Source organism: Exiguobacterium sp. s189 (assembly GCF_018617615.1).
Lineage (GTDB): Bacteria > Bacillota > Bacilli > Exiguobacteriales > Exiguobacteriaceae > Exiguobacterium > Exiguobacterium aestuarii_A.
Genome location: NZ_JACSKM010000003.1, coordinates 319,312 through 338,649 on the forward strand (window position 1 = coordinate 319,312; position 19,338 = coordinate 338,649).

The following is a 19,338-nucleotide window of genomic DNA, read 5'->3' on the forward strand; positions in this document are numbered from 1 at the left end:
ACGGTGTCAAAGACGAGTAACGCCCCTTTCAAGGTGCAAGCACCTTCACTTGATAGCGAAGCTACGAGATGCCCCTCCGACTAAGTCGAGGCCCGAAAGGTGGATACGTTTGTCTATGACTGCTATCGTCATTTCATGCACAAAGATGAGTATACGATGAAAGTAAATGCTTGTCAATCAAATAAAGCGAAGTAGCGTCTCACAAAAACGTTCGAGTCCAACACGATCGACTTCGGAGAAACGATCGAATTCTGGACTGTCAATATCGAGGACGCCAATTGTCTTCCCGTCTCGTACGAGTGGTACAACGATTTCAGAGTTCGAAGCCGCATCGCACGCAATATGCCCTGGGAATTGATGAACGTCAGCGACGAGCTGCGTTTCCTGTGTAGACGCCGCTGTTCCACAAACGCCTTTTCCGAATGCGATATGCACACAAGCCGGAAGACCTTGGAAAGGACCGAGGATGAGACTATTCTCAGAGTCTGTCACATAAAAGCCGACCCAGTTGATTCGATCTAAAAATTGGTTTAGTAAAGCACTTGCGTTAGCAAGGTTGGCGACAGCATTTGTTTCACCTTCTAATAGAGCGGCGAGTTGTTTATTTAATAGATCGTAACCGGCAGCTAAATCACCTGAATAGGATGTTGTTTGGAACATATTGAATCCCCTCCATCTTTCTTGTTTTTAGAATTTAGCATTATGGTACACGCAAAATTCGAATTTGTCTTGCGTGAAAGTTCCGAAAAAATGAACAATCTCCACTGAAACCATTGGAAAACCTATGCAAATCATTGGTTCTATAATATGATTAGGTATATCTATTCTTATAAAATACTTCTTTTTATATAAGGTACATAAGTCCACGAAAGCGGCTTGGAGGTTGTGACAAAGATGGATTACGGAATTTATGGGTTAATCATTGGAATCATCGTCGTCGTATTAGGCGGCATGTTGGGGAGTATGCTCATTCGAAGGAATTTTTACCAAAAAATCGATGACTTAGATATGAGAAAACAAAGTGTGCTCAGCGCGAGCATTCCGGTTGAACTTCAGAAGTTTAAGCAATGGCCAATGGAAGGGGAAACGAAAGAAAAGTTCGATCGTTGGCATCAATCTTGGGATGAGTTGGTCAGTGTGCATGCAGGTCAAATCGATGAAGCGTTATACCGAGCCGAGGAAGACTTGGACAAATATCGCTTCATGAAAGTAAAGGCGGACTTGAATGCGACAGAACAACTCATCGAAGAACTCGAGACGATGGTACACGCCATGCTCGATGAGATGGATGAGTTCACGACACACCACACTTCGCTCATGGACATCGTAAAGCAAGACGAGAAAGAATTGTATCAGTTCCGCAAAACATTAAACTCACAAAATCATGCGTTCGGACCGACGTATACGCTCGTCGAGCAAGAGATTGCCGCCGCTGAGGCGAAGCGCAGTGAAATGATCAATTTGAAACAGGTCGGTCAAGTCTCTGAGGCGTTCGAGACTGGACAAGCCTTATCGGACCAAGTCGGTCATATCCGTGAATTGATTCGGATCATTCCGCAATTCGTACGTACGGTCCAAGTGGAGTTGAAACAACAACTTCAACAGTTACGGGCTGGACATAAAGAAATGCAAATGGATGGGTATGCGCTCGAACCGCTCGGATTAATGGAAGAAATCGATCAAGCGGAAGATCGTCGCGAGGAACTGATGGCTCGCATCGAACGATTGGAATTCGATCATTTCGAAGAGGACATGCAACAGTTGAGTTCCGATATCGACCAGCTGTTTGAAGCGTTCCGGACGGAAGTCGATGCACGCCAATATGTGAAGAAGGAATTTGCGACGATTCAGGAGCGTGAACGTCAGTCTTCCGAAATCATGGGTAACCTGCAAACAGAAATGTCTCGACTCGTCAGTAACTATGAGATCAATGCTCGCGTCGGCGAGGAGTTTGAGCAGTTAGAACGCGAACGGACGACGCTCACGGCGAACGTACTCGATATCGAGCAAGCGCTCGTCGCTCAAATGTTGCCGTATAGCATGATCAAATCGAAAGTCCAAGAAGCGAAACGTTCGCTCGATCAATTCAATGCCATGCATGAGCGATTCATCGAGGACACGAATTCGTTACGTAAAGAAGAACTTGAAGTACGCCATAAGCTCGAAACGTGGAAGAAAGAATTGTCTGCGCACCGCCGCCTTCTGGCGAAAAGCGCGATGCCTGTCGTCCCGAACGATTTATCCAACGACTTACGTCAACTTCAAAAAGGCGTCCAGTCTCTAGATGAACAGTTCGATAAAGCGCCATTCAATATGACCTATATCGTCGGACTCAGTCATGATGTAGAAGAAATGATGGATCACTTCCGCGACCGTGTCCATGCGCTGATTCGTCAAGTGACGTATGCTGAACAGTTGTTACAATACGCCAACCGATTCCGTCGTCGTGACAACGAAGTACACATCGCTTTGACGCTTGCAGAGAACAAGTTTCTACACGGGGAGTATGGTACTGCCGTTGAAATCGGTGAGCGTGTGCTCGGCCGCTTCGAAGAAGATGGCGCGCATGAGATTCGTCGACGCGTCGATCAAGGGTTAGAACAGCAAGAACTACTAAAAAAATAAACGATGCATGAAGATTGACGGAAACGGGAAAAACGTAGACGTCAATCTTTTTTCAATCAAGGAGGAATCGTCAGATGGGTACGTTATGGGTTAATGGAAACATCTATACGTTGAATAAACCGGGTGAAATGATGCGGGCCATGTTCGTGGAGCATGGACGAATCTTAAAAATGGGCGAAGAGGGTCATCTCCGTCGTACATACGCCGGTCGGATTGAAGAGATTGTGAACTTAGAAGGAAAGAGTGTCTATCCTGCCTTCACAGACTCGCACATTCACCTTGTTGGTTACGGGGAAGCGCTAGACCGTGTCGATGCAAGCGAGGCGACCAACCTTCGAGAATTACTTGAGACGATGAAACAACAAGGGTCAGATGATGAATGGGTGGTCGCAGAAGGATTTGATGATCGATTACTCGGTGAAATGCCGACGCGAGACATGATTGATGAAGTCATTTCGGATCGTCCCGTCGTCTTGAAGCGTGTCTGCCGTCATGTGGCGGTCGTGAACTCGAAAGGACTCGAGCGCCTCGGCTTGATTCATCACACGGTCATCGAAGGCGGGAAGCTCGGGCGGGATGAGGAAGGGAAGTTGAACGGTGTCTTATATGATGCCGCGCTCGACCTCTTATATAAAGAATTGAGTGGGAATCGAAAGAAAAATGCTGCCTCACTCCGACGTGCCATCGATTCGTTGTTCGCACACGGGATTGTCGGTGCCCACACCGAGGACTTGTTTTATCATGGTGACCCGTTAGAGACGATTCAAGCGTATGAGGACGTGCTAGATGAATTGCCATTCCAAGCGCATCTTCTCGTTCATGAACAAGTTGTGGACCGTGTCATTCAACATGATGCGATGACAAAACGAAAACGATTTGACTTTGGGGCGATGAAACTGTTCGTAGACGGCTCGTTCGGTGGAAGGACAGCGCTGCTCTCAGCACCGTATGCCGATGACCGGGCTCAGCGAGGAATCGAAGTGCACCGACCGGATCATTTGGAAGCACTCGTGAAAAAGGCGCGTACGTACGGGATGAACGTGGCGGCTCACGTGATTGGGGATGCGGCCGTCGAACAGTTTGTCAGTCTGCTTGAGAAATATCCAGCTAAAAAAGGAACGCGGGACCGCATTATCCATGCTTCCTTATTGAACGATTCACTGATCAAGCGTATCAAATCCCTGCCTGTTCTAATCGATGCGCAACCGGTCTTTCTTTCTGACGACTTAGATATGTTGTTTGAACGGTTAGGGAATGAACGCGTTCATGATGTGTATCGCTTCAAGTCACTTCTTGATACGGGAGCATTATTGTTAGGGGGAAGTGATGCCCCGATTTCATCCGTCGATGTTCGGAAAGGGTTGTTCGGAGCGGTGGCGAGACAGTCGTTTAAGGGTTCGAGCACGTTAAATCCGAGTGAGCGTCTATCGATGTATGAGGCACTTCGTAGCTTTACGTATTCACCTCATGTCGCCACGGGTACGCACGGAAGAAACGGGTTATTGATTCAAAGTTACAACGCAAACTTCACCGTGTGGGACGAGGACTTCTTCCAATTACAAGGGGAGGAGATTCTTCACAATCGTTTAGTCATGACGGTTGTCGAAGGAAAACCGGTATATGAGGCGGAAGTCGTCACATCGTAAATAAAAGAGGAGCCAATTGATCCTAAATAGGGTCGATTGGCTCCTCTTTTTGATTAGAAGAATGAACGTTGTACTTTATGCCAGAACGAGTTCGTGCGAAGTTTGACCGTCTTGATGACTTTGTCAGAAAGTTCGATGTCGATCCGGTCCGTGTACTTCAAACTAAGTGCTTCATTATCCATACCGATGATCGGGTAATCGTTTCCGTCTTCGACGATGCGAAGTGATAACTTGCGCGATTCGTGGACGATAAAGGAAGAGCCGAGTGTGCGGTAACGGTTGTTGTTGACCGAAGCGATCTCGCTGACTTGCATACATGGGATGAGTGGGTCGACGATCGCGCCGCTCAACGATTTGTTATAAGCGGTCGAACCGGTCGGAGTCGACACGACCATTCCGTCCCCACGGAATGTCTCAAAGTGCAAGTCGTCGATATATACCTCGATCGCGAGTGATTTGATGATACTCGATTTAATAGAAGCTTCATTTAAACAAAGAAGCGGTGTCGATTCGTTGATTGATGCGGAGAGAAGTGGATATTTGCGTACTTCGAGACCTTCTTCGATTCGCGTCGAGTTGTCCGAGAAGAGGCGGTCGACTTCATCGAGTTTATGTATGTCAAAGTCACAATAAAACTCGTTCAATCCGCGTCCGAATCCGACATAGATAGCATCCTGACGAAAACCTGTATAGCGAACAGCCTGTAAAAAGGCGCCGTCTCCACCAACCGCAGCGATGATATTCGCATCTTCTGGTTGATTGACGATGTTAAACCCGTGTTTTTCCCCGATTTCTTTTAGCTTCTTCACTTCTTTCGTGAATTCGTTGACGTTACGATGGTACAAATAGACGTTATTTCTCATCTGAGTCATCCCCTTTGTCAATGGTGTCCCCCTTATTATAACGTGTTTCCTTCAACCAATATAGGGAAAACTGAAACAGAGCCAAAAGCAGGAAGTTTGTCAAAGGCTCAATTTCATCGATATGATGAGAAGGTAACTACAACAAAGGGGATGAGTTCATGCCAACATTTAAAGGGAACAACGTGACATTACAAGGAAATCCAGTGAAAGTGGGAGACCAAGCTCCTGACTTCCGAGTGTTGACGACAGCTTTAGAAGAAGTGACATTAGCAAGCTATCCGGGGAAAAAGTTGATCAGTGTCATTCCTTCAATTGATACAGGCGTATGTGACGCACAAACGCGTGAATTCAATGAGAAAGCATCATCACTTGGCGGAACGGTCTTGACTGTGTCGAACGACCTCCCATTCGCACAACGTCGCTGGTGCTCAGCTTCGGGTCTAGACAACGTGGTCACGCTCTCTGATCACCGTGATCTATCATTCGCTAAAGCATACGGCGTATTAATCGAAGAAATGCGACTTCTCGCCCGTTCTGTGTTCGTCGTCGATTCAAACGGCGTCGTCCAGTACGTTCAGTATATGGATGAAATGACGGACGAAGTTGATTTTGAAGCAGCGCTTCAGGCATTCGAACAAGCGAATTGATTCGTTTGGCGAAATTGATTAAAATAGCTTACACTAGTACGTGAACCGACCGGTCCTCTTATGGGGGCCGGTTTTGTATGGAAAGGATGAACGAAAATGGAACGTTTTGAACAACTGTATCGTGATTGGAAGAAAGAAGCGAAAAAACTTGTCAACGACCTTGATGTATTACCGATTGAGGCACTCGTGCAAGTGTTTGACCATGTCGACATCGAAAATGAGAAGATGGATGACGTGCGGAAAGCTGTCAGTCTACTCGTGCTTGAAGAAACGACGCAACTCCCACCGAACAACCAACCGACTCCGGATGCGGTCAGTTTGTTCATGGGCTACTTGGCAACGAAGCTCCTCAAAGATGGTGCGACGATTCTCGATCTTGGGAGCGGCACAGGCACGTTGACACATGCGGTCCTCTCGCAATTGAAAGAAGCAACGGCACAAGCGGTCGAAGTCGATGAATTGTTGCTTCGTCTCTCTTATTCGATCAGCAATTTATTAGGAGAGCCGGTTTCATACTTCCATCAAGACGCGCTCGCCCCGTTGTTTGTCGAACCGAGTGATTTGTCACTTGCGGATTTACCGATCGGTTACTACCCAAATGATGAAGTCGCGGCCGAATACGACATGAAACGTAATGAAGGACATGCCTATTCTCATTTCTTGATGATGGAACAGGCGATCCGTCATACGAAACCGGGTGGACACGGATTGTTCGTCATTCCGAACAATTTGTTTGAACAAGATGATGAAGGGAAATTAAAACAATGGATGGACCGTGAAGCGGTTGTCAAAGGTGTGATCCAACTTCCGACGACGATGTTCAAAGATGAACGCTATGCGAAAAGTTTGTTGCTCCTTCAAAAAGTAGGGGAAGGCGTCACACGTCCGAAACAAGCCTTATTCGTTGAGCTTCCGTCGTTCACGGACGTTCGAGCGGTTGCCAACGTAGTGAAACAGATTGATGATTGGTTCAAAACAACGCAAAAATAATAGACAAAATACTTGAAAAAGGTATTCAAAATCAAGTATCTTCATTATGATACAGTTATCAGTTTTAAATTGAACAGATAAAGAAACGCGTTTAAAACGAAAGGTAAGAGGTGTATGACATGACGAAAATTATGGCAGTCAATGCTGGTAGTTCATCGCTCAAGTTCCAGTTACTCGAGATGCCAACGGAAGAGTTGCTCGCAGTTGGATTGGTTGAGCGTGTAGGGAAAGAAGATGCAATTTTTACAATCAAGTACGGTGAAGGACAGAAGTTCAACGTGGTCACACCACTTCACACGCACAAAGAAGCGGTTGAATTGACGTTAGAGAAACTGATCGAACTTGATATCATTCAATCGTTCGATGAGATTTCTGGCGTAGGTCACCGTGTGTTACACGGGAAAGAGTTGTATGCGGATTCGGTTGTGATCGACGACGAAGTCATGAAAAACATCGAGTCTTTCACAGAGCTCGGACCACTTCACATCCCACCAAACTTGACTGGGATTCGTGCTTTCCAAGCAATCTTGCCAAACGTTCCACAAGTTGCGGTATTCGACACGGCATTCCACCAATCGATGCCAGAAGAGAACTTCTTGTACAGTCTTCCGTATGAATACTATACAGAGCACGGTGTACGTAAATATGGTTTCCACGGAACGAGTCACAAGTATGTGACACAACGTGCAGCAGAACTTCTCGGTCGTCCGCTCGAAGACTTGCGTTTAATCTCATGTCACCTCGGTAGCGGTGCGTCAATCGCTGCCGTTGCAGGTGGTCGTTCGATTGATACAACAATGGGCTTCACACCGCTTGAAGGAATTACGATGGGAACTCGCTCAGGTTCGCTTGACCCAGCCCTTATCCCATTTTTGATGCAAAAAACAGGGAAGTCTGCTGAAGACGTCTTGAACGTCATGAACAAAGAGTCTGGTGTTTACGGTCTCTCTGGTATTTCAAGTGACTTACGTGACATCGAGCAAGCGGCTGCAGAAGGAAACCACCGTGCAGAAGTATCTCTCAAAATCTTCTCAAACCGTATTCACGGTTACATCGGTCAATATGCCGCTGAAATGAATGGTGTCGACGCCATCATCTTCACGGCGGGTGTCGGTGAAAACTCGGATGTCATCCGTGAGCGTATCCTCCGTGGTCTTGAATTCATGGGCGTCTACTGGGATCCTTCACTTAACAATGGTGCACGAGGCAAAGAGTTGTTCATCAACTACCCACACTCACCGGTTAAGGTCATCATCATCCCGACGAACGAAGAATTGGTCATCGCGCGCGATACGGTTCGCATTGCAAACCTCGTTGAAGAGCACGCATAAGATCACTCAAACCCACGTTACTTCGCGTAACGTGGGTTTTTTTGAGCCTTTTTTCCTAACGTGCTAGAGAATGAATGGGACAAATGATTTTTCTCTTTGTAACATTAGGTGCATGTTTTATATCATTTTGTAACATTTGAGTCATGAAAGAACCATATATTGGATGAGTATTTATATAAATATCTCTACTTCGTTTCAAAGGTGCAATTTAAAACAAATAATCGGTTGTTTTGACATCAAGTTGTAACGTTCGTGACATTTAAATGAACCGTAAGTGTAACGGCACTGCTACATATTTCATCATATAGTTATCTGGACGAAACATTCGATGTACAAATCATCGATGACACAATCTGAACTAAGGGAGGAACGATTGCATGCTTAAAAAGTTAGGATGGATGATGCTAATTACGATTTTAGTTTCAACGCTTTTCCTGCCACAATCGCAAGTGCAAGCTGCCTCTTCAAATAAAGTTTATGTCGTCAGTAAAGTGAACGATTTAAATATCCGTTCAGATGCACGAATGGGTACAAAAATCTTAGGCAAGTTAAACAAAGGTCAAAAGTTACAACGTTTAGGTTCAAAAGGTGCCTGGACACAAGTTTATTATAAAAAGAAAAAAGCATGGGTTGCGACAAGTTATGTCACGACAACAGGAGCGAAGAAACAGTCTGTCGGCAAAACGTACACGATGAAAGCATCGGCGTATACACCTTATTGCAAAGGCTGTTCTGGGAAAACGGCTCTCGGTTGGGACGTTCGTAAACAAAAACGTAATGTGATCGCGGTCGACCCGCGTGTCATTCCACTTGGAACGAAAGTTCAAGTATATGTAGGAAGCAAATTGTTAGGAACGTATACGGCTGCAGATACTGGCGGCGCCATCAAAGGAAATAAAATCGACATCTTAATGTATTCGCACAGTGCGGCGATTCAATTCGGTCGTAAAACGGTTACGGTCAAGGTGTTGTAATAAAGAAAGGGGTCTTGCGATTGCGCAAGACCCCTTTTTCGAGAATAGATGATTATTGACGGACGATGAGCACGTCGCACTTCGCATAGCGGACGATGCTTTCTGAAACACTTCCGATAAAGAAGCGTTCGACAGCGTTCAACCCAGTCGCGCCACAAATAATAAGATCAATATCATGGTTAGGAGCAATCTTTTTAGCGATTGTCACTTTTGGAGAACCGTATTCAATGACGGTCTCGACTTCTTTCACACCACGTTCTTTCGCGCGGTTCACATAATCTTCGAGTAACTCTTTAGCATACGTTTCTGCGCGTTCCGTAATCGTCCGATCGTAGGCTTCAACTGTCGCAAATGTACGCGTGTCAATCACGTGACCCACATACAGTTTCCCTTCGTTACGAATGGCGACATCGATTGCGGTCTCAAATGCACGTTCCGCCTCTTTAGAGCCGTCAACGGCAGATAGAATGTGTTTGTATACAATTGCCATGTAAATCCCAACCTTTCGCTCGAAATATACGTTCGGCTTACATATATAGTATACCACTTCTTTCGAATTTCACGCTTTTTCGTCATGAAAAGGAGTGAATTTTTTCATGGAATTGTTCACGACATGTCCAAGTTTGGAATTCACGTGAAAGAACGGGTAAAATAAGGCGGAGGAGGTTGGACGATGAAACATGTAATGATTACTTCTGGTGCGAAAGGGATTGGCCGTGTCGTGACAGAGCGTCTTTTGCAAGATGGATGGCACGTCAGTATTCTACAGCGGAATCCGATTGATTGGGAACATGAGCGGATACATATGATCGAGGCAGGGTTGACGGATCGCAAACAGCTGCTCTCGGCCTATGAGGAAGCGGTCGAGCGATTTGGTGAACCGAATGCTTTGATTTTAAATGCGGGTCCATACATTTTTGAACGGAAACCGCTCGTCGAATTGACGGATGAGGAGTGGGATGAAGTGGTGACAGGTAACCTGTCTGCCTCGTTTTGGTTGATGCGTCGCGCGATTCCTTCGATGCGCTCGAATCGTTTCGGGCGCATCATCTCATACGGGTTTCCGGAAAGTGCATCGGCTCCCGGATGGATTCACCGTTCAGCGTTTGCGGCAGCAAAAACGGCACTCGTCAGTTTGACGAAATCGGTCGCTCTTGAGGAAGCGCCTTTTGGGATTACGGCAAACATGGTCAATCCAGGAAACATCGTCGGATCTCAAAAAGAGATGCGTATCGAGGAGGCGGAAATCGATGAAGGGACTCCAGTCGGACGACACGGAACTGGAGAGGATATCGCACGACTCATTTCCTTCCTATTACATGAGGAATCAGATATGATTACGGGCGCCGTCATCGATGTGACCGGCGGGGTCAACGTGGTCCATCAGTATCGAAAGTGAGGGGGAGAGCGATGAAGATTGGGGTTGTGACTGACGTTCACGGAAATCTAGAGGCGCTAGAGGCAGTCCTTCATGCGCTAGATACAGAGCAGGTCGACATCATCTGGTCACTCGGTGACATGATTGCGATGGGGCCGGACTCAAACGCGGTCATGGAGCGATTGATTGACCGCGGGGCACACATGATTTCAGGTAATCATGATGAAGCGGTCGTTTCGCTACTAGCCGGACAAGGTCATCCAGAAAGTTATGCGCATACGCGACCGCATCATGAGTGGGTCGCGCGTCATCTTCAATCTAGATATGTGGATGTCCTTGAGTCTCTTCCGCGAACGATCACGGGTGAGTTGGCTAGTCAAAAGGCATTCGGCATCCATTACCACATCCCAAGCGAAAAGCGTCAAGCCACCATCGTCGAAGAACCATTCCATGATATTCTCGAGCCGACACTTGAAAACATGCAACGGTTGTATGGAGAATACGATGGGGATGTCATCTTATTTGGGCATCACCACCCGGTTCACCTATTCCAAGACGAGAAGAAGCGGTACGTCAATCCAGGTGCGCTCGGTGTCGCACGAGATGAACTTGCGCGGTTCGCGATTTTGTCAGACGGGGAAAACAGGATGCAGATTGATGTGCGGGCTGTGCCTTATGACAAGCGAACATTTCTAGAAAAAATGGAACGTTATGAAGTTCCGCAACGCGACGTCATGTTCCGATTGTTCTATTGAAGAGTGCGTAAAAAGGTGAGGTCCTTGGACCCCACCTTTTTCTTATTGAATCTCTTGAAGTGTTTTCGGATAGCTCGTCAACGTAATCGGACCGCTCTCTGTCATGACGAGGTCATCTTCGATGCGGACACCACCTACGCCCGGTAGATAAATACCTGGTTCGACCGTAAACGTCATCCCGACTTGAGCTGTCATGTCATTGTTCGCCGCCATCGATGGATGTTCATGAACTTCGATTCCGATTCCATGACCGATACGGTGCGTGAAGTACTCACCGTATCCAGCGGACGTGATGACTTGACGGGCTGCGATATCAATCGCTCCGAGCGTCGTACCAACGTTCGCCATCTCGATCGCTGCTTCTTCTGCTTGTAATACCGTTTCGTAAATTTCACGTTGTTTCGTACTCGCTTCACCGAAGACGACCGTTCGAGTGATATCCGAGCAATACCCTTGCCAGACGACACCGAGGTCGAACAAGGCGAAATCGCCTTTCTTCAAACGGTTGTTGCCTGGTACACCGTGAGGGTCAGCGCTGTTTTCACCGAACAATACGAGTGTGTCGAATGACATTTCACGAACGCCTTGTTGTTTCATCGCATATTCAATGTCCGCGATGACTTCGAGCTCGGTCACGCCTTCACGAAGTGAACGAATTCCTGCTTCGATTGCCATGTCTGCAAGTTCAGCGGCGCGTTTCATTGTACGTACTTCATCCGGTGATTTGATCATGCGTAACGTTTGGAGTTCGTCTGTCAAATCGATAATCGACAATCCGGCAAAACCAGCGCGGAGTTGCTCGACACGATTGAATGTCAAATGCTCGCCTTCAATCCCGATACGCTCAGGAACGATTTGGTTATCGAGGAACAACTTGACGATTTTATCCCATGGATTCTCGTGGTCCATGTACGTCACGATTTCACCTGACCAGTCACTCGCTTCGACAATTCCTTTTTCAAGGGCAGGACAAATGATGGCAGTTGTCCCATTCTTTAGGACGAGGATGGCAATCAGCCGCTCGTGTGCTTCTGCGTATACTCCCGAGAAGTAAAATACAGATGCCTTTGACGTGACGAATGCCGCGTCTAATCCTTTCGTCGCTAAAGATTGTGCAATTTGATTGGTGCGTTGATTCAAGATGAATCCCTTCCCTTCTCACTCTTACGTTGACTACTCGTCTATTATAGCTGTTTCGAAAACAGAAAGGAAATGTTGCAATCTGATTAGTACAGTTTGAACAAGTTTGACTGATACAGTATACTAGAAAGAGTAGAAAATGTATTGAGAGAAGGGACTCCGCGTATGACCACAAAACATGAACAGATCATAGCACATATCGAGTCACTCGATGTTGGGTCAAAAATTTCGGTCCGCCAAATTGCCAAAGAATTAGCTGTATCAGAAGGTACGGCTTATCGGGCCATTAAAGAAGCTGAGAACCTGGGCTTCGTCTCTACCATCGAGCGTGTAGGGACGATTCGGATCAAGCGTAAACAAAAAGAGAATATTGAGAAGCTGACATTTGCCGAAGTCGTCAATATCGTCGACGGACAAGTGTTGGGTGGACGAAATGGTTTGCATAAGACGTTATCTAAATTTGTCATCGGGGCCATGAAATTGGAAGCGATGATGCGTTATATCGATGTCGATTCACTCGTCATCATCGGAAACCGGGAGAAGGCGCATGAACTCGTCTTGCAGTCCGGCGGGGCCGTGTTGATTACAGGGGGATTTGATACGACGGATGAAGTGAAACGAATGGCGGATAAGTATGATATGCCCGTCATCTCGACTTCTTACGATAGCTTTACCGTCGCAACAATGATTAACCGGGCCATCTATGATCGACTTATCAAGAAAGAGATTCTTCTTGTCTCAGACATTGTCATTCCGCTTCATGACACGTTTTATTTGAAATCGGATGACACGGTGAAACGTTGGCACGAATTGAATGAGCGGACGAAGCATAATCGTTATCCGGTCATCGATGAGCAGATGAAGGTGGTCGGGGTGATCACTGCGAAAGATGTCATCGACAAATCGCACGACTATGATATCGAGAAAGTCATGACAAAGAGCCCGATTACGGTCGGCGTTCAGACGAGCGTGACCAACGCTGCGCACCAGATGGTATGGGAAGGGATTGAGATGCTCCCTGTCGTCGATAATTATGGTCGCTTGCTCGGAATCATCAGTCGTCAAGATGTGTTGAAGGCGTTGCAGCTTGCGAATCGTCAGCCGCAAGTCGGAGAAACGTTCGACAACATGATCACGAACCAATTGAAAGAAGATCCCGCGTCGAACGGTACGGCGTTCACTGTCGAGGTTGCTCCGCAAATGACGAGCCATATGGGGACCGCGTCATCAGGTGTGTTGACGACTTTGTTAGTCGAAGGGGCGACGCGCAGTCTGCGTCATATGAAAAAAGGGGATTTGGTGGTCGAGAACATCACCGTCTACTTCATGAAACCGATTCAGATTGAGAGTCAGATTCGAGTGTCGGCAAACGTCTTCGATCTTGGGCGGAAGTTCGGGAAAGTCGACGTAGAAATGACACAAGGTACACAACTTGTCGCCAAGGCGCTTGTCACGGCACAGTTGATTGATCGGTAACGAAAAGAGCACCGGCTACATGAGTAGCGGGTGCTCTTTTTATGAAGGCGTATTCGTCGGTTCTTCTGCGGCGAGCGGATAGATTTTCCGGTAACGGATAAATCCAACGACCGCATTGCCTAAGCCGACGATCAACATGACGATACTGACAATCCAACCGACCGATGAATTTAAACCGAATCCACCAACCATTTGGTTCGCGGCGAATAGCGCGAGGAATAAGCTTAACCAGATTAAAGCTTGTGTATTGAACAAGGCTTTACGGTTTGGCGTCTTTGTCAAAAAAGCACGACGCTTGAAGACAAGGTACGCTCCGAGCGCGAACAAAATGAGTCCAATCATGACAAGTTGCAAGTGAAGGAACCCCTTTCTTTCTCGTAATCTGTTATCATCATACCATAATAGTGTGTAAGAAAGTGAGGAATCATCATGTGGGCATGGGCGAAAGCGGATTCAATCAAAACAGAAATCGAGGCGGCTGACACCATATTTATTCATCGACATGTCAGACCAGACCCGGATGCATTGGGGAGCCAGCTCGGGCTCCAACGTATTTTAAAGTCGGTTCATCCGGATAAAAAGATCTATGTAGTCGGCGGTATGGTGCCCGATCTTGAATTTTTAGGAAAGATGGAACACGTTGAGGAAGAAATGTATAAGGAAGCGCTCGTTTTGATTCTAGATACAGCGAATCAGGAACGAATCGATGGACCATATGCGTTAAAAGGAAAAACAATCATTAAAATCGACCATCACCCTGATGAAGACCCGTATGCGATGACACAAATCGTGGACACCACGGTCAGTTCGACGTCCGAGATGATTGTGGAGTTGGCGAACATTTGGGATTATCCGATCGATCAAGAAGCGGCCTTCTTATTATATGCCGGTATCGTAGGTGACACGGGGCGCTTCCAGTTCCGGAATGCCACGGCACGTACGTTTGAGATTGCTTCGAGATTGATTGACAAAGGCATCGATACGAACAAACTGTACCGACACATGTATAAGACCAACTTAGCAACGCTACAGTTACAAGGGTACGTGTTACAGCACGTCAATGTCACAGAAGAAGGCGTCGGGTATGTGAAGATTGATAAAGATGTGCTCCGGACGTTCCATGCGTCCCCGGAAGCGGCATCGCAACTCGTCAATAGCTTCTCTGGCCTCGAAGGATTGAAATGTTGGGTCATGTTTGTCGAAAACAAAGAAGAGATTCGTGTCCGGATTCGGTCGAAAGGACCTGTCATCAATGAAGTGGCGAAGCGTTACCGTGGTGGTGGCCATCCGATGGCGTCAGGTGCCACGATTGATACGTGGGATGAAATGGATGACGTTATTGCTGCTTTGAATGAAGTGGCAGGAGAGTTCACGTTTGAAGAAAATGAAGAGAGCTGACCGCGGTCAGCTCTCTTCATTTGTCTCCGTTTTCTTGTGGGATAAACCATGTGCCGCGGTCGGTCACATCTTCGACGACGTCGAGTTGATATTCTGCAATATACTTTCGAAGTCGGTCGATGATTTCAGGACTGTCCGCAAAGACGGTTTGACCGTTCTGTAATTTTTCTAACTTATCGCGCGCAATTTGTCCCCGATTGATAATCATACGCTTTTGCCCCCTTTTGTCGTGAGTTTTGTCTATAATTATTGTATCAGAGAAGTGGAGAATTGAGTTTGACAATATCATTAAATAGAGAGGAGGACGAAGATGATTCATCTTAATGTCAGAACTGCTTATAGCTTACTACAAAGCACGATTCGACTAGAACAATATGTGATGCAGATGACAGAGCGAGGCAGTCGCGCGGTCGCCATCGCAGACGATGCCTTTTATGGTGTGCCGTCGTTTCTATCCTACTGCAAACGCTATGGGGTGAAGCCGCTCATCGGACTGAGAACCGTCCTTCGACTAGACGGGCTCGATGTGTCGGTACTTGCTTATGCATCGAACGAAGCAGAACTACAAGAGCAATACCGAACCATCAAGGAAGGCGGGATCGATGAACGTACGACGATGCCCCTCATTGTCCTACCGGAAAACTGGAAAGCGAGCGACCCGGTCCATCGACGTCGTCTTTATCATCAACTGCTGTCTTTTGTAGACGAGAACAGACTATGGCTCGGTCTCCCGGCACCGCAGACGACAGAACAGGTACAACTGTTAAAGCAACTTCGCATGATGAAAGAAGAACTCGCCGTCCAACTGATTCCGGTCCCTGAAACGAGATATATGCGACCTGAAGATGTGGAGGGTTTCCGGGCAATCTCTGCCATTCGAGAAGGCGAAGTGATGTCAGAGGAAGATGTACGTCAAAAAGGTCTGCATGTCCGGCTACCAAGCGAGATGAACGACTGGTTTACTTCAGAAGAATTAGGCGAGCTTGAGCGATTTGATGCACTGATTCAACTCGAGCATCTTCCACAAGCGGAAGGCGCGATTCCAGAGTTACCGGATGCTGATCAAAAGTTGAAGCGGCTGGTCGGTGAACGGTTAAAAGCGATGGAACTGATGAAAGAGCCGTATATCGGTCGAGCGAAGTTTGAGCTCGACGTCATTGCCAAAACCGGGTTTTCTTCGTATTTCCTGATTGTCGAAGATATCATCCGCTTCGCCCGTGAGTCCGGGATCGAGGTCGGTCCAGGTCGGGGGTCGGCGGCCGGATCGCTCGTCAGTTTTGCACTGCACATTACAGAAGTCGACCCAGTTCGCTATGGTCTCCTATTTGAACGGTTCCTCAATCCGGAACGCGTCTCGATGCCGGATATTGACTTAGATTTTGAAGATGAGCGTCGGGAAGAAGTCGTTTCATACGTGCTATCGAAATATGGGGAGGCTCATGCGGCGCAAATTGGTACACTCGCAACCTTTGGGGCAAAGGCGGCCATCCGTGACGTCGCGAGGGCGCTCGGCATGACGTTAGAAGAGGGGCAGGCTGCAAGTAAACAAGTGAAATCAGGTGGGTTGGACGAGTTGATGGCGAATCCTAAGCAGATGAAATGGTTCGCAGGTAGCCAGAAGCGTCAACAGTTGATTCGGATTGCGAAACAGCTAGAAGGGTTGCCGCGTCAATCATCTGTACACGCTGCTGGGGTTGTACTCAGTCGTCAGCCGATTGAAGACGTGACACCGCTCCAACCTGAACTTGATGAGCATGTAACCCAATATAATATGAAGGATTTGGAAGAAATCGGGCTACTCAAAATTGATTTGCTCGGGCTCCGAAACTTGAGTCGCCTTCGTCAAATGGAGGAATTGGTCCGCGAGAGTGACGCGATGTTCTCCTTGAAGACCATTCCTTTACATGACGCCCGGACGTACCGATTATTAGCAAGAGGAGAGACGGACGGGATCTTCCAATTTGAGTCGTCTGGTATGAAACAGGCGCTGCGTCAAGTCAAGCCGACGGAGTTTGAGGATATCGTCGTGACGATGTCGCTCTATCGACCAGGGCCGATGCAGTTTATTGAAACGTATGCAAAACGAAAACATGGGATGCCGTATCAACCGATTCACCCGGACGTCGAAGAAATCATGAAGTCGACGTATGGTGTGCTCGTCTATCAAGAACAGGTCATGCGACTTCTTCGAAAACTGGGTGGATATTCGTATGCCGAGGCTGATTTGGTCAGACGAGCGATTGCCAAAAAAGATACCGGTACGATTGAAAGAGAACGAGAGCGGTTTTTACGTCAATCTGAAGGAAATAACCGAGATGTCTTGTCGCAAATCTTCTCTTGGATTGAAAAGTTTGCAGGGTATGGGTTTAACCGTTCTCATGCGGTCGCTTACAGTTTGATCAGTTATCGATTGGCTTACGTCAAAGCGCATTATCCACGTGTCTTCCATGTCGTGACGTCGGAGAAGACCAGTCAACTCGTGAGACTATTGCGTAAAGACAAAATCCCTGTGTATCCGCCCGACGTATTGCACGGGCATGCAGAAGCGATACTCGAAGGTCCTGGCGTCCGTCTTGGGCTTAAAGCGATTCAAGGACTGACGAAACGAGACGTCGAACGACTCATCGAGCTGAACGGACAGCTGAAAGACGTCCGAACTCTTCAGGAAGCGATGGAATGGAAGAATAAAGATCAACTGAAGTTAAGACGTTTGCTAGGAGCTGGGGCGCTTGACCGTATGTATCACGGTGACCGGACGAGTGCGTTTGGAGCAGTCGAACGTTTACGTGAAGAGGCCGGCACGCACTTCTTACCAGATGAACTGTCATCACTCGGGCTTAAGCAGAAAAAAGCGAAAGAGCCAAACTGGTCTGAAGAAGAGCGGGAAGCACTCGGGACATGGGTTGTGCACTCTCCGCTTACGTCGATTCCTGACGTGGGCATCGAGCCTTCCACGATTGAAGACGTTATGCAGGGGACGAACGGGTATGTAGTCGTGTATGTGGATGACGTGCGTACGTTCATGACGAAAAAACAAGAACGAATGGGTGTCATGATGGTGGATGATGGGATGACACAAGAAGAAGTCGTCGTCTTTCCTAGAACCTTCGCTCAATTCAGTCGCTCCCTCTATGTGGGTAACATTTTATTGCTTGAAGTTCATTCGAACGAACGGGATGGACGTAAACAATTGATTGTCGAACGTGTGCGCCCATTACATGGTCAAGCTTTGTTCGTAAGGCTCACGTTAGATCGATTCTCTGAACTAGAAGACTGGATTCAGCGTGCACAGGGTGACGTTCCGGTCGTCTGTCGGTTCACGGATTCAAAAGAAGTGAAACAACTGGCATCCGCTTTTTCAATCAACCCGAACGAGGAGTACGTCGCAGAGGCGAAAAGACGATTCGGAGAAGAAAATGTTGTGTTAAAACGAATCGATCATAAAATGGTTGGTCCAGAAACTAGTACCAAGTCCTAAAAAGTGATATAATCGCACTAATTGGTCTGACCACTTAAAATTGATAAGTGATCCAAATAAGGGAGTTGAACGGTCAGATGCATGAAAAACACGCATCCACATTTCACGAGAATATTTCAAAGATACGAAAATTAATTGTCCAATCTTCGTTGGTCCCGGGAGACCGGCTTCCATCCGAACGTGAACTTGCGGAGACGCTAGCCATTAGTCGTGCCTCCGTTCGAGAAGCATTACGCGCATTGAGCTTTTTAGGGATCGTCGAGACAAGGCGCGGCGGGGGTACTTTCCTATGTGAACAGGACCGACATCGCTACATCGAGATTTTGTCGGAGTTCATCGTCACGAAACAGACGAAAGCGACCGATATCATCGAAATGCTCAAACTGTTAGAGCGAATGGCGTTTTCGGAAGTAGAGCCGACGAAGGAGCGACTAGCTCAATTAGAGGCAGTGATCGAAGAGGATCGAACGTTTCGTCAGCAACTCATTTTTCAATTGAAGAATGAGTTGTTCATCAGGATTTGGAGCGAAGTGAACCGATTTTTTGAAGGACTAGATGTTGGGGAGTTATATACGCTCGAAGAACGTAAACGTTTTGTCGAGACGTGGCGTGGAATGGGGATGCCGGAATGAACGAG

The 19,338-nt window shown here is 47.2% G+C and carries 18 protein-coding genes; 12 read left to right on the plus strand and 6 right to left on the minus strand.

What is annotated here, in order from left to right:
• Positions 1 to 177: 177 nt before the first annotated feature.
• On the minus strand, positions 178 to 660 hold the full coding sequence (locus KNO99_RS06305; RefSeq protein ID WP_214746433.1) for a GAF domain-containing protein: 483 nt from the start codon (positions 658 to 660) through the stop codon (positions 178 to 180).
• 234 nt (positions 661 to 894) lie between these two features.
• Between KNO99_RS06305 and ezrA the strand changes: the two genes are divergently transcribed.
• Both ezrA and KNO99_RS06315 read left to right on the plus strand, forming a co-directional pair.
• Entirely contained in the window at positions 895 to 2,625 is a 1,731-nt protein-coding gene (gene ezrA / locus KNO99_RS06310; RefSeq protein WP_214746436.1) for a septation ring formation regulator EzrA, read from the plus strand.
• 74 nt (positions 2,626 to 2,699) lie between these two features.
• Positions 2,700 to 4,271 (plus strand): amidohydrolase, encoded by a 1,572-nt coding sequence (locus tag KNO99_RS06315; protein WP_214746438.1) that lies wholly within the window; start codon positions 2,700 to 2,702, stop codon positions 4,269 to 4,271.
• Between the two features lie 53 nt (positions 4,272 to 4,324).
• Here KNO99_RS06315 and KNO99_RS06320 read toward each other — a convergent pair whose 3' ends face one another.
• Complete coding sequence (locus tag KNO99_RS06320) at positions 4,325 to 5,143, minus strand: NAD kinase (protein ID WP_214746511.1); 819 nt, start codon at positions 5,141 to 5,143, stop codon at positions 4,325 to 4,327.
• Positions 5,144 to 5,292: 149 nt separating this feature from the next.
• On the opposite strand from KNO99_RS06320, the gene tpx reads away from it, so the two are divergent.
• The 4 genes from tpx to KNO99_RS15455 all read left to right on the plus strand — a co-directional run bounded on the left by tpx (position 5,293) and on the right by KNO99_RS15455 (position 9,076).
• Positions 5,293 to 5,781, plus strand: coding sequence for a thiol peroxidase (gene tpx / locus KNO99_RS06325; RefSeq protein WP_214746441.1), 489 nt, complete (start codon positions 5,293 to 5,295; stop codon positions 5,779 to 5,781).
• A 96-nt stretch (positions 5,782 to 5,877) separates the two neighbouring features.
• A complete protein-coding gene (locus tag KNO99_RS06330) occupies positions 5,878 to 6,771 on the plus strand; it encodes a class I SAM-dependent methyltransferase (protein WP_074033439.1) in 894 nt (297 codons plus the stop codon).
• A 119-nt stretch (positions 6,772 to 6,890) separates the two neighbouring features.
• A complete protein-coding gene (locus KNO99_RS06335) occupies positions 6,891 to 8,102 on the plus strand; it encodes an acetate kinase (protein WP_214693261.1) in 1,212 nt (403 codons plus the stop codon).
• A gap of 377 nt (positions 8,103 to 8,479) precedes the next feature.
• Positions 8,480 to 9,076 carry a 3D domain-containing protein gene (locus tag KNO99_RS15455; protein ID WP_214693259.1) on the plus strand — a complete coding sequence of 199 codons (597 nt, stop codon included), beginning with the start codon at positions 8,480 to 8,482 and terminating at the stop codon, positions 9,074 to 9,076.
• 52 nt (positions 9,077 to 9,128) lie between these two features.
• Here the strand turns inward: KNO99_RS15455 and KNO99_RS06345 are convergent, their stop codons facing one another.
• A complete protein-coding gene (locus KNO99_RS06345) occupies positions 9,129 to 9,566 on the minus strand; it encodes a universal stress protein (RefSeq protein WP_012726732.1) in 438 nt (145 codons plus the stop codon).
• A 183-nt stretch (positions 9,567 to 9,749) separates the two neighbouring features.
• On the opposite strand from KNO99_RS06345, the gene KNO99_RS06350 reads away from it, so the two are divergent.
• Positions 9,750 to 10,475, plus strand: coding sequence for an SDR family oxidoreductase (locus KNO99_RS06350; RefSeq protein WP_214746444.1), 726 nt, complete (start codon positions 9,750 to 9,752; stop codon positions 10,473 to 10,475).
• A gap of 11 nt (positions 10,476 to 10,486) precedes the next feature.
• Positions 10,487 to 11,209 (plus strand): metallophosphoesterase family protein, encoded by a 723-nt coding sequence (locus tag KNO99_RS06355; RefSeq protein ID WP_214746446.1) that lies wholly within the window; start codon positions 10,487 to 10,489, stop codon positions 11,207 to 11,209.
• Between the two features lie 42 nt (positions 11,210 to 11,251).
• On the opposite strand, the gene KNO99_RS06360 is transcribed toward KNO99_RS06355, so the two are convergent.
• Positions 11,252 to 12,349, minus strand: coding sequence for a M24 family metallopeptidase (locus KNO99_RS06360; protein WP_214746449.1), 1,098 nt, complete (start codon positions 12,347 to 12,349; stop codon positions 11,252 to 11,254).
• Between the two features lie 165 nt (positions 12,350 to 12,514).
• On the opposite strand from KNO99_RS06360, the gene KNO99_RS06365 reads away from it, so the two are divergent.
• The gene (locus tag KNO99_RS06365; RefSeq protein ID WP_074033433.1) at positions 12,515 to 13,825 is read left to right on the plus strand and encodes a DRTGG domain-containing protein; all 1,311 of its coding nucleotides are present in this window, start codon (positions 12,515 to 12,517) and stop codon (positions 13,823 to 13,825) included.
• 39 nt (positions 13,826 to 13,864) lie between these two features.
• On the opposite strand, the gene KNO99_RS06370 is transcribed toward KNO99_RS06365, so the two are convergent.
• Positions 13,865 to 14,179, minus strand: a complete 315-nt coding sequence (locus KNO99_RS06370; protein ID WP_251130971.1) for a YtpI family protein — start codon at positions 14,177 to 14,179, stop codon at positions 13,865 to 13,867.
• Between the two features lie 75 nt (positions 14,180 to 14,254).
• Here KNO99_RS06370 and KNO99_RS06375 point away from each other — a divergent pair, with 75 nt between their 5' ends.
• Entirely contained in the window at positions 14,255 to 15,223 is a 969-nt protein-coding gene (locus KNO99_RS06375; protein WP_214746451.1) for a DHH family phosphoesterase, read from the plus strand.
• A gap of 16 nt (positions 15,224 to 15,239) precedes the next feature.
• Here the strand turns inward: KNO99_RS06375 and KNO99_RS06380 are convergent, their stop codons facing one another.
• A complete protein-coding gene (locus KNO99_RS06380; RefSeq protein WP_074033430.1) occupies positions 15,240 to 15,431 on the minus strand; it encodes a YtzJ family protein in 192 nt (63 codons plus the stop codon).
• Positions 15,432 to 15,533: 102 nt separating this feature from the next.
• On the opposite strand from KNO99_RS06380, the gene dnaE reads away from it, so the two are divergent.
• Both dnaE and KNO99_RS06390 read left to right on the plus strand, forming a co-directional pair.
• On the plus strand, positions 15,534 to 18,701 hold the full coding sequence (dnaE, locus tag KNO99_RS06385; RefSeq protein ID WP_214746454.1) for a DNA polymerase III subunit alpha: 3,168 nt from the start codon (positions 15,534 to 15,536) through the stop codon (positions 18,699 to 18,701).
• 77 nt (positions 18,702 to 18,778) lie between these two features.
• Positions 18,779 to 19,333, plus strand: a complete 555-nt coding sequence (locus tag KNO99_RS06390) for a FadR/GntR family transcriptional regulator (RefSeq protein WP_214746457.1) — start codon at positions 18,779 to 18,781, stop codon at positions 19,331 to 19,333.
• Positions 19,334 to 19,338: the final 5 nt, after the last annotated feature.

Excerpts from the sequence above, each read along its gene's own strand:
- KNO99_RS06305 (WP_214746433.1), bottom strand. The coding sequence starts at position 660 with ATGTTCCAAACAACATCCTATTCAGGTGATTTAGCTGCCGGTTACGAT.
- ezrA (WP_214746436.1), top strand. The coding sequence starts at position 895 with ATGGATTACGGAATTTATGGGTTAATCATTGGAATCATCGTCGTCGTA.
- KNO99_RS06315 (WP_214746438.1), top strand. The coding sequence starts at position 2,700 with ATGGGTACGTTATGGGTTAATGGAAACATCTATACGTTGAATAAACCG.
- KNO99_RS06320 (WP_214746511.1), bottom strand. The coding sequence starts at position 5,143 with ATGACTCAGATGAGAAATAACGTCTATTTGTACCATCGTAACGTCAAC.
- tpx (WP_214746441.1), top strand. The coding sequence starts at position 5,293 with ATGCCAACATTTAAAGGGAACAACGTGACATTACAAGGAAATCCAGTG.
- KNO99_RS06330 (WP_074033439.1), top strand. The coding sequence starts at position 5,878 with ATGGAACGTTTTGAACAACTGTATCGTGATTGGAAGAAAGAAGCGAAA.
- KNO99_RS06335 (WP_214693261.1), top strand. The coding sequence starts at position 6,891 with ATGACGAAAATTATGGCAGTCAATGCTGGTAGTTCATCGCTCAAGTTC.
- KNO99_RS15455 (WP_214693259.1), top strand. The coding sequence starts at position 8,480 with ATGCTTAAAAAGTTAGGATGGATGATGCTAATTACGATTTTAGTTTCA.
- KNO99_RS06345 (WP_012726732.1), bottom strand. The coding sequence starts at position 9,566 with ATGGCAATTGTATACAAACACATTCTATCTGCCGTTGACGGCTCTAAA.
- KNO99_RS06350 (WP_214746444.1), top strand. The coding sequence starts at position 9,750 with ATGAAACATGTAATGATTACTTCTGGTGCGAAAGGGATTGGCCGTGTC.
- KNO99_RS06355 (WP_214746446.1), top strand. The coding sequence starts at position 10,487 with ATGAAGATTGGGGTTGTGACTGACGTTCACGGAAATCTAGAGGCGCTA.
- KNO99_RS06365 (WP_074033433.1), top strand. The coding sequence starts at position 12,515 with ATGACCACAAAACATGAACAGATCATAGCACATATCGAGTCACTCGAT.
- KNO99_RS06375 (WP_214746451.1), top strand. The coding sequence starts at position 14,255 with ATGTGGGCATGGGCGAAAGCGGATTCAATCAAAACAGAAATCGAGGCG.
- KNO99_RS06380 (WP_074033430.1), bottom strand. The coding sequence starts at position 15,431 with ATGATTATCAATCGGGGACAAATTGCGCGCGATAAGTTAGAAAAATTA.
- dnaE (WP_214746454.1), top strand. The coding sequence starts at position 15,534 with ATGATTCATCTTAATGTCAGAACTGCTTATAGCTTACTACAAAGCACG.
- KNO99_RS06390 (WP_214746457.1), top strand. The coding sequence starts at position 18,779 with ATGCATGAAAAACACGCATCCACATTTCACGAGAATATTTCAAAGATA.